Here is a 14,885-nt window from a genome sequence, read left to right as displayed (position 1 = left end):
TCAGATGTGGTAGATGTCGATGACCTGGCGGACGTAGTCGTTCTTCAGGACCACCTTCTTGGCCTTGATCAGCGGGTTGTCGCCGCGCAGGTCGATGGCGTAGAAGCTGGTGCCGAAGTAGCTGTCGGTGGTCTTGTAGCGGAAGCTCAGGGTGTGCCAGTTGAAGCGCACCTGGCAGATGCCGCCCTCCTCGTCCAGCACCTCGATGTTGCTGATGTTGTGCGAGGTGCGGGTGTCCGGCATGGTCGCGCTGGAGCGCTCGGTCTTGATACGGAACACGCGGTCTTCCAGGCCGCCGCGGTTGCCGTACCAGATCAGCGAGATTTCCCGCTGCGGGTCCTGGGTCAGCTCGTCGCGGTCGTCCCAGGCCGGCATCCAGAAGCTGGCGTCGCTGGCGTACAGCTCCAGCCAGGCGTCCCAGTCCTTGTCGTCGAGGTAGCGGGCTTCGCGGTAGAGGAAGTCGCGGACGGTTTCGTAGCGGCTCATCACACGGCCTCCTCGAGCGGAATGCGCTTGGCTTCTTCGGCGGCCAGGGCTTCGCTCATCGCCTGCAGCCAGTACTTGTGCTGCAGCACGAACAGGCCTTCGTCCTCGGTGCGCATGCCGGACAGTTGCGGGTGCAGTTCGATTTCCTGCGCGGCTTCGTCGGCGCCCTCGATCCAGTGCGCGGCGCCACGGGACATGTCGTTCCAGCCCTCGGCGCTGCCCTGGTAGGCCTGCTGGCAGGAGCGGAACTCCTCCAGGTCGTCCGGGGTGGCCATGCCGCTGACGTTGAAGAAGTCCTCGTACTGGCGGATGCGCTGGGCGCGGGCCTCGGCGCTTTCGCCCCTGGGCGCGATGCAGTAGATGGTGATCTCGGTGCGGTTGACGTCGATGGGCCGGGCGATGCGGATCTGCGAGCTGAACTGGTCCATCAGGTAGACGTTGGGGTACAGGCAGAGGTTGCGCGAGTTCTGGATCATCCAGTCGGCGCGGGCCTGGCCGAAGTCGGCGGCGAGCTGTTCGCGGCGCTCGTAGGCCGGGCGGTCCTCGGGGTTGGCCCAGCGCGTCCAGAGCAGCATGTGGCCATGCTCGAAGGAGTAGAAGCCGCCGCCGTGCTTGGCCCAGCCACCGGCGCTCATGGTCTTCACTTCCTCGCCGGCCTCGCGCTGCTTGCGCTGGTTCTGGGTGGCGGCGTAGTTCCAGTGCACGGAGCTGACATGGTAGCCGTCGGCGCCGTTCTCGGCGGTGAGCTTCCAGTTGCCCTCGTAGATGTAGGTGGAGGAGCCGCGCAGCACTTCCAGGCCTTCGGGGGACTGGTCGACAATCATGTCGATGATCTTCGCCGACTCGCCCAGGTGCTCCACCAGCGGGCGCACCTCGGGGTTGAGGCTGCCGAAGAGGAAGCCGCGGTAGGACTCGAAGCGCGCCACCTTGGTCAGGTCGTGCGAGCCTTCGCAGTTGAAGCTCGACGGGTAGCCGGCCTCGGCCGGGTCCTTGACCTTGAGCAGCTTGCCGGAGTTGTTGAAGGTCCAGCCGTGGAACGGGCAGGTGTAGCTGGAGCGATTGCCCGACTTGTGCCGGCAGAGCATGGCGCCCTTGTGGCTGCAGGCATTGAGGAAGGCGTTGAGCACGCCATCCTTGTTGCGCGCGATGAAGATCGACTGGCGACCGATCAGGGTGGTCAGGAAGTCGTTCTTCTCGGGAATCTGGCTTTCGTGGGCGAGGTAGACCCAGTTGCCTTCGAAGATGTGCTTCATCTCCAGTTCGAACAGGCGCGGGTCGGTGAACATTTCGCGCTTGCAGCGGTAGACGCCCTTGACGGGGTCTTCTTCGAGCAGGGAACGCAAGTAGTCGATACCCAGGGTCATGGCCGGGGCCTCCGTTGTTATTGTTCAGGCAGGCTCAGGTTAGGGCTGGGTGGACGGGGGCAATATCCGCTTTGTGCAGAGCGTTATCCGGTTTTTGCAGGCGGGGTTGCGGGGTGTTTCAGGGGGGTGGGGATTTAGGGGGTGCGGGGTCGACATCCATGTCGCATGACCTCCTGAGCGCCGGTTTCGCTCGGCCTTCTGAAGGGGCGTTCCGGTGCGCGCGGATATTTCTCTGGAAACCCGTAGGGCGCATAACGCCTACGGCGTTATCCGCCGTTTGCGTCGTGTATCGGCGCATCGGCCAACGGCGGATAACCGCGAACGGTTATTCGCCCTACGAGTTTGCCGGCTGACGCTGTGTTATCCACCGGCTCGGACAGCCCCCTCTCCCTTCAGGGAGAGGGTTGGGGAGAGGGGACGGACTTCGCTCACGCACCTCTGCCAACCCTGACGCCGCCCCCCTCCCTAACCCTCCCCCGCAAGCGGGAGAGGGGACCGTTCGGCGCGATGCGGAACCATGAAGCTCCCGGTTCCCCGTAGGGCCACCGGCCACGCCGGACACCCCGGCGGCATGGCCAACGGCGGATAACCGCGAATGCTGCCCGGTATCAGCCGCGGCGCTTGAAGGTTTCCGAGGGCAGCTCGCCGAACTGCTGGCGGTAGCTCTCGGAGAAGCGCCCCAGGTGCAGGAAGCCGTAGTCCAGCGCCAGCTCGGTGACGTTGCGCACGTTGCAGCTGGGGTCGGCGAGGCTTGCGCGGATGCGTTCGAGCTTGCGCTGGCGGATGTACTGGCGCGGGGTGCTGCTGGCGTGGCGTTCGAACAGGGCGTAGAGCGAGCGCAGGCTCATCTTGGCCTGGCGGGCCAGTTCCTCGATGTCGATGTCCTGCTTGAGGTTGCGCTCGATGTAGTCGTCGATGCGCTCGAACGAGGCCATGGGCGCGGCCAGGCATTCGCGGCTGACGTTGGTCTGCAGCAGGGTCAGCAGCTTGCTGGCGACGATCTGCTGGTAGTGCTCCTCGATGCGCGGCAGGCGCTCGCCGGCCTCGGCTTCCATGCAGACCATGCCCAGCAGGTTGACGAAGCCTTCCAGCTCGCCCAGGCGGTAGCGGCTCTCGGTGAAGCGCGGGCCCTGGCGCGGGTGGGCCCAGCGCTGTTCGGCGCAGACGCCTTCGAGCACCGCGGTGGGGATCTTGATGATGAATTTCTCGCAGTCGTCCGAGTAGGTCAGGTCGACCGGGTCGTCCGGGTTGATCAGCAGCAGCTCGCCGGGCTCCAGGTAGTGTTCCCGGCCCTGGCCGCGCCACAGGCAGTGGCCGTGCAGCAGCACCTGCAGGTGGTAGATGGTCTCCAGCGCCGGCGAGGTGACGCGCACCGCGGCGCCGTAGCTGATGCGGCAGAGGTCGAGGCTGGCGAACTTGCGGTGGTTGAGGCTGGCTTCGGGGCGGCCGTGGGCGGGCATGCGCAGGGCGTGGCTGCCGACGTGCTGGTTGACGTAGCCGGACACCGCGTAGGGGTCGGCGCGTTCGAAGATCCGGCTGCGCTCGCTCAGCAGGTTCTGCATACAGGCACTCACTCTTGTTGTAGTCGTCCGCGCTCTTCGTCGCGGCTCGTGCCCGTCCAGTCTATGCCGTGGCCGGGACGGCAGGGCCCGGCAGAGGACGGACGGTCGCGCGGCCACCCCGATCCGGGGACGGCTGGCCCGCATACCGTCCGGCCACCCTAAGGTGGGATGGCCGGCGGCGCAATTCGACCTGTGGCGGAGTGTTCGCCTATCGCACGCTTTCGCCCTGGCTCATTGCCAGCAGGCGCTGGCCGTGCCGGTGCCGCTGGCGCCGCGGGTGCCGGCCTGGTCGAGGGTGAGCGTCAGGCATTCGCTGTCCCTGGCCTGGCTGCCGGTGGCCGTGGCGGTCAGGGTGTAGGTCGAGGCCGTGACGTTGGAGATGGCCAGGCTGTAGTACTGCACGCCCGCCAGGTAGCTGGCCAGGTTCAGCGCGGTGCTGGTGCTGGCGTAGGCGTTGTTCTGCGCGAAGTAGCGTTCCTGCCGCGCCGCCGCCTCGCTCAGCAGCGCCTGGCCTTCGGCGCGGTGGCTGCGCAGCACGTACTTCTGGTAGCTGGGCAGCGCGATGGCCGCGAGTATCGCCAGGATGACCACGACGATCATCATTTCTATCAAGGTGAAGCCGCGGCTTCGTTGTACGGGTTTCATCGTTCGCCCCATCAGTTGGAATCGCTCGGCAACACCTGCCAGCTGCGCCGGCCGCTGACAGTGCCGGTGTTGGTGGGTACGCCATCGGGGAGGTAGACGTCCCCACCACCCCAGGTGTAGCCACCGGACAGCGTGATGTCGCCGCCGTCGGTGACGAAGCCGGACATCGACTCGTAAATGCCGTCGCTGTTCAGGTCGAAGACGTTGTAGTCGGTCTTGCCGCCGCTCTCCGGGTCCACCGCGTAGACGGTGCCGGACAACCCCGCGGCGCAGGTGCCGGTCTGCGGCGTGGAGCTGGCGAAGATCAGGCTGGAACCGTACAGCGTCATGTCGTAGATCAGCCGCTCGCCAGTGCGCGGGAAGTCGAAGTACCAGCCCCAGGTGGCGACGTTGGCGTCGGCGGTGTCGCCGCTGCTGTCGTACCAGGTGACGTCGCTCTCGCTCAGGGTATAGGTGGTGGTGCCGTCGGTGGTGCCGGCGGTCAGCGTCTGCTGTTGCAGGTCGCTGCGCGTCTTGGCCGCGGTCAGCGAGGCGCTGGTGGCCTCGCCGGCGGTCTTGCGGTCCCAGATGCCGTAGATGCTCTGGGTGGCGGTGGCGGTCTTGTCCGAGGTGGTCAGGTAGCGGCCGCTGCCGAAGGCGACGATGTAGCCGGTGCCGCTGGGGTGCTCGACCAGGCTCGGCGCCGCGGTGATCGGCTGGCGCACGTTGCTGGCGTTGCGCGCCACGTACAGCGGGTTGCCGCCGAAGGCCACGGCGAACTTGGCGTCGGCGGCGCTGGCGGTGAGCGGGCTGCTGGCGCTGGTGTCGATCAGGTCGAAGCGCCAGAGGTCGCCCAGCAGGTCGCCGGCGTAGGCGTAGTCGGCGATGCCGTCGCTGTTCACGTCGGCCACGTAGAGCCGCGACAGGCCGTTGGCCAGGCTGTCGATCGCGCCAGTGTCGGTGGTGGTCAGGCTGGGGGTGGCGGTGATCTTCTTCAGCAGGGTGCCGCTCTGGATGTCGATGATCAGCAGCGAGGCGCTGTTGCTGCCGCTCTCGTAGCCGTTGGGCACCAGGGCCACCCACTTGCCGTCGTGCAGGCGGGCGATGCTGGGCTTGGCGGCGGTGTAGCCGAGGCTGGAATCGCTGTCGCTGGTGAACTCCCAGAGCAGGCTCGGCGAGGCCGGGTCGGTGATGTCCAGGGCGAACACCTCGCGGCCGCCGGCGCCGAGGCTGCCGACCAGCACCTTGTGCCAGGCCGAGCCGTAGTAGACGTCGGCCACCACCGGGGTGCCGTCGACGAAGTAGCGGTGCTCGGTGCCTTCGTCCTGGCCGTAGTCGCTGGCGGTGAGGATGTTCAGGTTGGCGATCACCGCGCTGGGGATGAAGGCGAACAGCTCGGCCCCGGTGCTGGCGTTGAAGGCATGCAGCATGCCGTCGTTGGCGCCGACGTAGACCGCCGACGGCTTGGCGGCCTGGCCGCTGGCGTAGGTGGCATAGCTGGTGCTGCCCTCCAGGGCGTCGGCCCGCGCGGTGATGTAGTCGGCGCCGCTGACCAGCACCGGCGAGGAGTTGACGATGTCGCCGAGCAGCGAGGAACGGCTGCGGAAGCTGGTGTTGCTGCCGCGCAGGAAGTCCACGCGGGTCGAGCCCTTGCTGTCGACCACGCCGGCGGCGGTGCGGTTGAGCGCGGTCTGCTGGGCGCTGCTGAGGTTGGCCCAGGTGAACGAGGTCAGGCTGCCGTTCTTGGCGAAATAGATGTTGCGGCTGCTGGGCAGTTGCGCCGAGGCCTTCCACAGGGTGGTGGTGGTCGTGCTGGTGGCGCCGCTGCTGGAGGTGGTCTTGACCTTCTGCTTCTTGATCAGGTCGCCGGTCCAGTCGCTGGAGCTGAAGTTGGTGCTGTAGACGTAGTCGCCGTCGTCCAGCGACTGCGAGTCCACCGCCACCGCGGTGACCGAGGTGTTGAGCTGGAGGATGTCGTCGAAGGCCGACTTCAGCTGGCTGGCCAGCTTGCTCGGGTTGCTCACCAGGAAGTAGTTGTCCGGGGTGCCGTCGCCGTCGGTATCCCAGGTGCTGAGGTCGCTCTTGCCGTACTTGGCGGCGTACCACAGGGGGTCCTGCAAGGTGGTGACGGCGGTGGAGGTGGATGGCGTGAAGGTACGGGTGTGCGAGTCGGAACGCCCGCTGATGCTCGCGCTGTTGTTCGCCAGGCCCGGCAGGTAGCTGCAGTTGGCGTTGGTCGCCGAGCAGTCGCCGGGGTACTTGCCGTCCGGGGTGTCGAGCTTGTAGCGCGTGGTCCCGCTGCCGCCGCCGGTGACCTCCAGGTAGACGCCGTCCTTGGTGGTGCCGGACATGGTGTAGCCCATGTGCGACTCGTAGGACGCCACCGAATATTCGGTCTTGGAAGTGACCGACACGGTACCGTCGCTGTTGGCCGTCACCGTGTAGAGCACGATGGCGTCCATGTCGTAGTCGCTGCCCTGGGCCGAGTCGTCGTAGACCACGCGGAAGGTGATGGTGCTGATGTTGCCGCTGCTGTCCTTGGTCAGGGTGTCGATGTAGAAGCCGGTGATCTGGCTGACCACGCCCTGGGTCACGTCCATGCTGAAGGGCACCAGCTTGAGGGTGCCCTTGCTGGTGGTGATCCTGATGTTGGGCAAGGTCGAGGACAGTGCGATGGAGAAGCTCTGCACCTTGTTCGAGCCGGCGCTGGTCAGCGCCGTCTGGCTGCCGAAGTAGCTCACCGCGGCGGTGCTGTAGCTGCCCTGGCGCGTCGGCTCCTCGGCCAGGCCGCGGATGCTGGCGAAGCTGCTGGCGGACTTGGCGGTGGGCGCCGAGTCGTTGGTGGTGCCGGAGGATTCGCCGATGTTGACCTTGGCGCTGGCACCCACCTCCTTGCTCCACAGGGTGGCGCCGATGCTGGCGAAGTCGAAGCCGATGTCGTCGGTGGGCTTGACGTCGCTGCCCAGGGTGCTGCCGGGCACGTCCGAGTCGTAGCTGGGGTTGATGTCGCTCATCAGCGTCATGAACGGCCGGGTGCACGACGGATAGGTCGAGTAGGGGTTGCTCCAGGTGGATACGCTGGACAGCCCGAGGCCGGTGTCGATGGTGCCGGCGGCGTAGTTGCCGTTGAGCGCCTTGCCGGCGTAGTAGCGCAGCGCCTCGTAGGCCATCTCGCCCAGCGGGTTGCCCCAGTCCGGGCAGCTGCCGTTGGTCAGCGGGTTGAGCAGGGTGCCGGTGCTGCAGCGCTGGTAGTACACCAGGCGGTCGAGGTTGGCGACGATGCCGCTGTTGTTCACGTAGCAGCGCGAATTCAGGCAGCCGGTGCCGCTGGTGGAATCGGTGAGGAAGCGCCCGGTGCTGGCGGTGTATTCGTCGCCGAAGCTGGCCGGCGCCTTGCGCAGCACGCCGCCACGCAGGTTGTTGGTGTAGGTGCCGGTCATCAGACCGAAGTACATCTTGTTCGAAGCGCCGTAGTCATGGAGTACGCCAGTGGGCTTGTAGACGCTGCCGTACTGCACGCAGTTGCTCTCCAGCAGGCCACTGACGCAGGCCTGCACGCGCACCGTCATGTCCGGGCTGGGGGTGACGCTGGTGCTGGAGGAAATGGTGTTGGTGGCCTGCGGGTCCTCCCGCGAGACCCAGTTCCAAATGCGATAGCTGGTGTTGCTGATCACCCGCAGCTTGGGCACGGCACTGCTGCTGTAGCCGGTGAGCGTGGACGTGCCGCTGGCCGGCCGCGAGGTGTTGGCGAAGAGGATGTAGTTGCCGCTGCTGGGCACGCTCAGCGGCGCGTAGTCGGCGATGTTGTAGCCGTCGCGGGCGACGCTCTTGTATTCCTTGCCCCAGCTGTGGGCGTCGTTGGGGATGAAGGCGCGCTCCAGCACCGTGGCGGTGGCGCTGTCGGTGGAGCGGTAGCCGCCGTAGAGCACCTTGCGCAGCACGTCCAGGCGCGACATGGTCAGGTAGTTGAGGAAGTCGCCGCTCCACTGGCTGCTGCACTTCTTGGTGCTGGTGACGCTCTTCGGGACGAAGACGTTGTTGCTGCTGTCGTAGCTGTAGCACTTATACGAGTCGAAATAGCCGGTGTAGTCGATGCTCGGCTTGTAGTAGATGTCCAGCTGGCCGTCGCCGTCGATGTCCGAGGCGTCGTTGTAGGCCGGGAAGTAGAGCTTCTGGTCGCGGCCGACCACCAGCATGTTCATCGGCGGGGCGATGTTGCTGACGAACAGCGGCGTCTGCGCCAGCACCGAGGCCCGGGCGCCGGCGCACAGCAGGCAGGACAGCAGGAGCAGCGCCAGCGCGCGCAGCGGTTTCATGGTGGGGAGCCTCCTCGCGGGCCTCATGGGATCACCAGCGCGGTGCTGGAGCGCAGGCACAGGGTGTTCGCGGCGCAGCCGGTGCTGGCGCTGTCCTTGTAGGCCTGGGCGTTGACTTCGTAGTAGTAGGTGCAGCCGGCCTGGCCCTTGGACAGGTAGGCGTTGGCGCTGCCGCCGGAGCCGCCCTTGCAGCTGTTGCCGATGTAGCGCAGGTACCAGCGCGCGTTGCGCGGCAGGCTGGTGGCGCCGTCCAGCCCGGTGTAGGCCGTGGCGCTGGAGAAGTCCACGGCATAGCTGCTGGCCAGGCCGGTGTAGCAGGGGCTGGACGACGAACAGGCCTCCAGCGCGCGGCTGCTCTCGCTCACCCTGCCCTCGCCTTCGCGCAGGGCCGATTCGGCCGCGCTGGTCAGCCGCTGCAGTTCCAGGCGGTTGCCGGTCATCCGCCCTTCCAGCTGCATCTCGCGCATGCCACCGACCGCCAGCAGGGTCAGCACCAGCAGCATCACCAGGGCGACGAACAGCACGGCGCCGCGCTGGCGCCCGTGCATCGGGGTACTCCTCATGGCATCAGGTTCCTCAACATGCTGCTGCCGCTGACGATGCGCCGCAGGGTGCCGTCGCCGTCGGTGCAGGCGCTGCCGCCGCTGAGGGTCGCCCAGTCGGTGCAGCTGGTGGTGCTCATGCCGCCGGTCAGGTTGCTGCCGCTGCTAGCCAGCAGCAGCGTGTAGCGCAGGCTGCGCACGGTCTGGGCGCTGGTCGGGCTGGCGACGTACTTGGCGACCTGGCGGGCGTTCTCGTCGCTGCCGGTGTCCACGCCGTAGTCGAAGTGCACCGCCGCCACGTTGTCGGCCAGCACGCTGCCGTTGCAGTTGAGCTGGCCGTTGGCGAGGCCGATCTTCTCCACCACGTCGTTGCTCGGGCTGAAGGTCGCGTAGGGCGTGGTCAACCCTGGCAGGCTGCCCAGGGAAGCGCCGGTGCAGTCGATGTCGTCGGCGTCGCGCGGCTGGTAGCGCAGGCACAGGGTGTTGGCATCCACCCGCACCAGCGCCTGGCCGGCGGCGAAGCTGCAGCCGTTCTTGCTCTGCGCCGGGAAGGCGGTGCTCATGCGTGTCGACGGCTGGCGCCGGTAGCCGGCCCGGGACAGGCGCGCGTCCAGCACCCGCTGCAGGTAGCGGGCGTTGTCGAGGTTTTCGGACTGGCCGGCGAAGTAGCGGGTGCGGGTGCTGCCGTCGAGGTACATCTGGGTGACACCCAGTATCAGGAACAGGCCGAGGGTCATGGCCACCATCAGTTCGACCAGCGAGAGGCCGGCCTGGCGGCGGGGATGGGCGGGCATTCAGGGCTCCTCGCGCAGCACGTAGTGGCAGATGGTCGGGTCGCTGCCGGCATTCGCGTCCAGGCACTCGCCGGACTTCACCCGCCAGGCCAGCTGGATCTCGATGGCCGAGCCGCTGCCGCTGCAGGTGCTGGCGCCATTGCTGCGGCAGACGTGGAAATCGCTGCTCATCAGGCTGGCGGCGTCGGGCAGCGCCTGGCGCACCCGCTGCGCCCAGCAGCCCAGGCGTTGCGAGGCGCTCAGCGCAGCCAGCGAGGCGCAGCTGTCCGGCGCCGCGGGGAAGGCGCTGCCGCTGGCCTTGTAGTAGTCGGAGCTGGCCGGCGGCGTCAGCGGCGTGCCGCCGTCCTGGGCGGAATAGAGGTCGGTGCGGATGGTTTCCATCAGCTCGTCGGCCAGCGCCGCCGCCGTGCCGCGCACCGCCATGTCCTGGGAATAGGCGATCGCCCTGCCCTGCATGGCGAGCATGCCCAGCACGCCGACGCAGATCACCAGCAAGGCCACCAGCACTTCGATCAGGCTGAAGCCGGCCGGGTTACGTTTCATTGGCTGCTCCCCGAGCCCAGGCTCATGTAGCCGGAAGCGGCGACCTTGATGCTGTAGCTGCTGCCGCTCTTGCTGCCGCTGAGGATCAGGCTGGCCACCGCGGCGCTGCCGTCGGCACGGAAGGTCAGGCCGCTGACGCTGCTGCTGACGCCGATGCTGCTGGGCAGGCTCAGGCGCTGCGCCACCAGGCTGGCGTCGAGCGAAGCGCAGCTGCCGGCACGCACCAGCAGCCACTCGTAGGCGCTGCCGTTCTGGCAGAGGCTCATGGCGGTGCGCGTGCTCACGGCGTCGGCGCGGGCGCCCTGGAGCAGGCGGTAGAGCGCCGAGGCGGAAGACTTCACCCGGCTGGACTCGATCAGCGAGCCGAAGGCCGGCACGGCGATGCTGGCGAAGATCGCCACCAGGGCGACCACCACCATCAGCTCGATCAGGGTAAAAGCGCGCTGACCCTCGGCCCCCTCCATGGGCACCGGCCTGCGCGGGTGGACAGAAACACTCATGGCCCGAACCGCTCGAACGACAGTTGCATGAAACCCCGGCCGGGGCCGGGATGCGATGGGCCTATTGTCGGGCCGGCGTTAGCGGCGGCATGTGTCCTTAATTTTTCATGGGCGATACATTCGCTACCGCTCGCAGGCGGTGGGCGACCGCTGGTCCGTTGTCATTGCGGGGGAGGAAAGAGGGCCGGTTCTTCGTAGGAACGAGCTTGCTCGCGAACCGCATGGCACCCTATTTGTTCGCGAGCAAGCTCGCTCCTACAAAAGCGCTGCCAGCCGGTGATGTAGGGCTCCGTCCGCGATTGGACTCACCTGCCACTCCGGACGCTCCGGTAGCACGGCCAACGGCGGATAACCGCGAACGGTTATTCGCCCTACGGTTTCAGGTAGCGTCCGCGTGGCTGACCAGGCCCTTGATCACCACCGCGGTGCCGGCGATGGCCGCCGGCACCACCAGGGCGGTGAGCACCTGTTCGAAGTTCCAGCCCAGGCCCAGCAGGGTGGCGCCGATCCAGGCGCCGAGGATGGCGCCGAAGCGGCCGATGCCGAGCATCCAGGACACCCCGGTGGCGCGCCCCTGGGTCGGGTAGAAGCGTGCCGCCAGCGAGGGCATGGCCGACTGCGCACCGTTCACGCACATGCCCGCGGCCAGCACCAGCGTCGCCAGCAGGCCGAGGGTGCCCAGGCTCTGGCCCACGCAGTAGGCGAAGACGCCGGCCAGGCAGTAGAAGAGGCCGATCACCTTGTGCGGGTTGAAACGGTCCATGGCCCAGCCCACCGCCACCGAGCTGAGCACCCCGCCGAGCTGGAACAGCGCGCCGATGAAGGCGGCCTGCTCCAGGCTGGCGCCGCTGTCGCGCATCAGGGTGGGCAGCCAGCTGGTGAGCAGGTAGACGATCACCAGGCCCATGAAGTAGGTCAGCCACAGCAGCAGGGTGCCGGCGCTGTAGCGGCCGGCGAACACCACCTTGAGCACGTTGCCGCTGGGCGCGCTGCCCTGCTCCGGCACGCTGAAGCCGCCGGCCATGGCCACCTCCGCCGGGGCTATCGGCGCCAGCGCCTTGCGCACGCGCGCGTCGCCGCGGTTGCGCACCACCAGGAAGCGCGCCGACTCCGGCAGCCACACCAGCAGCACCACCGCCAGCACCAGCGGCAGCACGCCGCCGAGCAGCAGCAGGCTGTGCCAGCCGAAGGCCGGGATCAGCTTGGCGGAAATGAAGCCGCCGCCGGCCATGCCCAGGTTGAAGCCGCAGAACATGCTGGTGACCAGCAGCGACTTGAGGCGTTCGGGGGTGTACTCGGCGAGCAGCGTGGTGGCGTTGGGCATGGCCGCGCCCAGGCCGACGCCGGTGAGCAGGCGCAGCACCAGCAACTGGTCGAGGTTGGCGCTGAAGGCGCAGAGCACGCTGAACAGGCCGAACAGGAACACCGCCGCCACCAGCACCACCTTGCGCCCGAAGCGGTCGGCCAGCGGCCCGGAGCCAAGGGCGCCGAAGACCATGCCGATCAGCGCGGCGCTCATCACCGGGCCGAGGCTGGCGCGGTCGATGCCCCAGTCCTGGGTCAGCGCCGGGGCGATGAAACCCATGGCCGCGGTGTCGAGGCCGTCGAGGAAGACGATGAGGAAGCACAGCAGCACGATGCGGTACTGGTACGCCGACAGCGGCTGGGCATTGATGAAGGACTGGACGTCCAGGGTGCCGGTGGACGGCAGGGTGGCGGAACGGGTCATGCGGCGATTCCTGCAGGCGGACAGGAATGAGGCCGCCACCGGGGCATGGACCGGTGGCTGTCACTCATTGTTGTTATTCGGCGCCCTTGCGGGCGGACGGCCCACAGTACGAATAGTCTGACAGCCCTTCAATTCGATAATCGCCAAGCCGGGCGATTACCGAACAAAACCAACCCTCAGTGGAACAGCCGCGTGCTCAGCTCCCGGCTGGCCTCCAGCAGCACCGGCAGGAAGCGCGTCTCTAGTTCCTGGCGCGACACCCGGCCGACGTGGGTGCCGACGTTCAGCGCCGCCAGCACCTGGCCGGCGGAGTCCTTCAGCGGCACCGCCACCGAGCGCAGGCCCATCTCCAGCTCCTGGTCGATGATCACCCAGCCCTGCCGGCGGATCTCGGCGATGCTCGCGCGCAGGCCCTCCGGGGTGCACACGGTGCGGCTGGTCTTCACCTGCAGGTCGGCGTGGGCCAGGTAGTCCTCCAGGGCCTGGTCGTCGAGCCCGGCCAGGAGGATGCGGCCCATGGACGTGCAGTAGGCCGGCAGCCGGCTGCCCACGCTGAGGTCCACCGAGATCAGCCGCTGCGGCGTGGCCGAGCGGGCGATGTAGAGGATCTCGTCGCCTTCCAGGGTGGCCATGGAGCAGGCCTCGCGCAGTTGCTCGCTGACGCGGTCGAGGATCGGCTGCGCGGTGACCGCCAGCGGCGTCGAGGACAGGTAGGCGTGGCCCAGCGTCAGCACCTTGGGCAGCAGCGAATAGGTGCGCCCGTCGGTGGTCACGTAGCCCAGCTTCATCAGCGTATGCAGGCAGCGGCGCACGGCGGCGCGGGGAATCTCGGTGCGGTGGCTGACCTGGGCGATGGTCAGGTGGCGCTTGCGCTCCTGGAACGCATGGATCACCGCCAGGCCGCGGGCCAGCGAGGTCATGAAGTTGGGGTCGCCGGTGAAGGCCTCGATGCGCTTGGCCGGCGAAGCGACGATGGGCGGGGCCAGGGTGCCCGAGCTGGCGGAATTTTCGTCGGTCATGGCGCAGTCCTGCTGGCGGAAGGTTTGGCCGATTATCGAAGCGTCGGGCGATAATCGCAAATGGAATTGGGCGATAATCGCCCAAACCTGTATCAGGCCAGGCGGCGGATAACCACGAACGGTTATTCGCCCCACGCCATGACCGACCTTGGCGTAGGGCGTACAACCGTTCGCGGTTGTACGCCGATACACCACCCACACCCGCCCCTCCGGAGCTGGGCCCGGCTCCCCTACAACGGCTCCAGCTTCAACTGCCGCAACCGACTCAGGGTCCGCGCGAAATCCACCGCCGCGCCGCCCTCGGCCAGGCGGTCCAGCGACACGCTGGCGAACAGCTGCAGGCGCAGCTGGCGGTCGTAGGCGATGTCGATGAAGTTGAGGAAGCGCATGCTCACGTCCGGCGGGTAGTCGCCCAGCGGGCCCAGGCCGCTGACCGCCATGCGCGGGAAATGCTCGATCAGCCACAGGTAGTCGGCCGCCGAGCGCGGGCGCTCGAACAGCTCGCTGAAGTCGAGCCAGGCGCGGCCTTCCTCCAGGGCGTGGATGCGCAGCGGGTGGTGGTTGACGTCCAGCACCTGGTCGAACTGCGCCGCGTCGTCCAGGCCCAGGCGCGCGCCGATCAGCGCCAGGTCGTCGGCGCGCGCCGGCCACAGGTAGCTGCCCCAGTTCTCCAGGGGCGTGGCGCGCAGGCGGTAGTCCTCGCCGCCGTCCAGCGGCACCACGTCGAAGCGTTTCTCGATCAGCTCGATGGCCGGGCGGAAGCGCTCGCGGTACAGCGGGTTGGGGCACAGGCCCTCGGGCTGGTAGTTGGAGGTGCAGACCATGCCCACGCCCTCCTCCACCAGCACCTTGAGCATGCGCCCGAGTAGCATGGCGTCGCCGATGTCGTGCACGTGGAACTCGTCGAAGCACAGCAGCCGCGTCTGCGCGGCGATCTCCCGGGCCGCACGGGCCAGCGGGTCGGCCTGGCCGGTGAAGGCCATCATGCGTTTCTGCAGCTCCTGCAGGAAGGCGTGGAAATGCACGCGGCGCTTGGCCTGCAAGGGTGCCGCGGCATAGAAGCAGTCCATCACGAAGCTCTTGCCACGGCCCACGCTGCCCCACAGGTAGACGCCCGCGGGCGGCTTGCGCAGCCAGGAGCGGCGGCCGCCGAGGAAACCGTCCAGCCAGTCGGCCAGGTGGTCGATGGCGGCCTGCTGCGAGGCGTCGGCACTGTAGCCGCGCTCGTCCAGGGCCACGCGAAAATGCCGCGACACCCGTGCGGCCACTGATTCGTCGTCGAGGGAATGATCGGAACTCAAGACACACCTTTTCGACATCACCGGCGGTGATGTCCCTTTCAAAACGGCGGGCGAACCCGCCCACGTGCCGCGCCTGCGACCACCACGGCGCGAGCGGCCGGGTGG

12 protein-coding genes are annotated in these 14,885 nt (G+C 67.7%); all 12 read right to left on the bottom strand.

What is annotated here, in order from left to right; genetic code table 11:
* On the bottom strand, positions 1–489 hold the full coding sequence (benB, locus tag PKO50_RS11435) for a benzoate 1,2-dioxygenase small subunit (protein ID WP_275629741.1): 489 nt from the start codon (positions 487–489) through the stop codon (positions 1–3).
* Entirely contained in the window at positions 486–1,850 is a 1,365-nt protein-coding gene (benA, locus tag PKO50_RS11430) for a benzoate 1,2-dioxygenase large subunit (protein WP_275629740.1), read from the bottom strand. The genes benB and benA overlap by 4 nt, the downstream gene beginning before the upstream one ends.
* Before the next feature lie 608 nt (positions 1,851–2,458).
* Positions 2,459–3,412 (bottom strand): AraC family transcriptional regulator, encoded by a 954-nt coding sequence (locus PKO50_RS11425; RefSeq protein ID WP_275629739.1) that lies wholly within the window; start codon positions 3,410–3,412, stop codon positions 2,459–2,461.
* 231 nt (positions 3,413–3,643) lie between these two features.
* Complete coding sequence (locus PKO50_RS11420; RefSeq protein ID WP_275629738.1) at positions 3,644–4,057, bottom strand: type IV pilin protein; 414 nt, start codon at positions 4,055–4,057, stop codon at positions 3,644–3,646.
* Between the two features lie 11 nt (positions 4,058–4,068).
* Complete coding sequence (locus PKO50_RS11415) at positions 4,069–8,352, bottom strand: PilC/PilY family type IV pilus protein (protein ID WP_275629737.1); 4,284 nt, start codon at positions 8,350–8,352, stop codon at positions 4,069–4,071.
* Positions 8,353–8,375: 23 nt separating this feature from the next.
* Positions 8,376–8,915 (bottom strand): PilX N-terminal domain-containing pilus assembly protein, encoded by a 540-nt coding sequence (locus PKO50_RS11410; RefSeq protein WP_275629736.1) that lies wholly within the window; start codon positions 8,913–8,915, stop codon positions 8,376–8,378.
* The gene (locus tag PKO50_RS11405) at positions 8,912–9,688 is read right to left on the bottom strand and encodes a prepilin-type N-terminal cleavage/methylation domain-containing protein (protein ID WP_275629735.1); all 777 of its coding nucleotides are present in this window, start codon (positions 9,686–9,688) and stop codon (positions 8,912–8,914) included. Before PKO50_RS11405 ends, PKO50_RS11410 begins: the two co-directional genes overlap by 4 nt.
* Positions 9,689–10,231, bottom strand: a complete 543-nt coding sequence (pilV, locus tag PKO50_RS11400) for a type IV pilus modification protein PilV (RefSeq protein ID WP_275629734.1) — start codon at positions 10,229–10,231, stop codon at positions 9,689–9,691. It lies immediately after the preceding gene.
* Positions 10,228–10,731: a GspH/FimT family pseudopilin gene (locus tag PKO50_RS11395; protein ID WP_275629733.1), complete on the bottom strand. Its 504-nt coding sequence runs from the start codon at positions 10,729–10,731 to the stop codon at positions 10,228–10,230. Before PKO50_RS11395 ends, pilV begins: the two co-directional genes overlap by 4 nt.
* A gap of 379 nt (positions 10,732–11,110) precedes the next feature.
* A complete protein-coding gene (locus PKO50_RS11390) occupies positions 11,111–12,460 on the bottom strand; it encodes an MFS transporter (protein WP_275629732.1) in 1,350 nt (449 codons plus the stop codon).
* 176 nt (positions 12,461–12,636) lie between these two features.
* Positions 12,637–13,479, bottom strand: a complete 843-nt coding sequence (locus tag PKO50_RS11385; protein WP_089390349.1) for an IclR family transcriptional regulator — start codon at positions 13,477–13,479, stop codon at positions 12,637–12,639.
* A 230-nt stretch (positions 13,480–13,709) separates the two neighbouring features.
* Entirely contained in the window at positions 13,710–14,780 is a 1,071-nt protein-coding gene (gene zapE / locus PKO50_RS11380) for a cell division protein ZapE (protein ID WP_275629731.1), read from the bottom strand.
* Positions 14,781–14,885 lie beyond the last annotated feature (105 nt).

Origin of the sequence: Pseudomonas sp. 273, from assembly GCF_029201425.1 — a bacterium.
GTDB classification, from domain to species: Bacteria; Pseudomonadota; Gammaproteobacteria; order Pseudomonadales; family Pseudomonadaceae; genus Pseudomonas; species Pseudomonas delhiensis.
The sequence above is the reverse complement of the archived record's forward strand: the minus strand, read 5'-3'. Positions and strand labels throughout refer to the sequence as shown.

What these genes read in the sequence shown, in the direction of transcription:
- benA (WP_275629740.1), bottom strand. Translation starts at nt 1,850, where the DNA reads ATGACCCTGGGTATCGACTACTTGCGTTCCCTGCTCGAAGAAGACCCC.
- PKO50_RS11425 (WP_275629739.1), bottom strand. Translation starts at nt 3,412, where the DNA reads ATGCAGAACCTGCTGAGCGAGCGCAGCCGGATCTTCGAACGCGCCGAC.
- PKO50_RS11420 (WP_275629738.1), bottom strand. Translation starts at nt 4,057, where the DNA reads ATGAAACCCGTACAACGAAGCCGCGGCTTCACCTTGATAGAAATGATG.
- PKO50_RS11415 (WP_275629737.1), bottom strand. Translation starts at nt 8,352, where the DNA reads ATGAAACCGCTGCGCGCGCTGGCGCTGCTCCTGCTGTCCTGCCTGCTG.
- PKO50_RS11410 (WP_275629736.1), bottom strand. Translation starts at nt 8,915, where the DNA reads ATGAGGAGTACCCCGATGCACGGGCGCCAGCGCGGCGCCGTGCTGTTC.
- PKO50_RS11405 (WP_275629735.1), bottom strand. Translation starts at nt 9,688, where the DNA reads ATGCCCGCCCATCCCCGCCGCCAGGCCGGCCTCTCGCTGGTCGAACTG.
- pilV (WP_275629734.1), bottom strand. Translation starts at nt 10,231, where the DNA reads ATGAAACGTAACCCGGCCGGCTTCAGCCTGATCGAAGTGCTGGTGGCC.
- PKO50_RS11395 (WP_275629733.1), bottom strand. Translation starts at nt 10,731, where the DNA reads ATGAGTGTTTCTGTCCACCCGCGCAGGCCGGTGCCCATGGAGGGGGCC.
- PKO50_RS11390 (WP_275629732.1), bottom strand. Translation starts at nt 12,460, where the DNA reads ATGACCCGTTCCGCCACCCTGCCGTCCACCGGCACCCTGGACGTCCAG.
- PKO50_RS11385 (WP_089390349.1), bottom strand. Translation starts at nt 13,479, where the DNA reads ATGACCGACGAAAATTCCGCCAGCTCGGGCACCCTGGCCCCGCCCATC.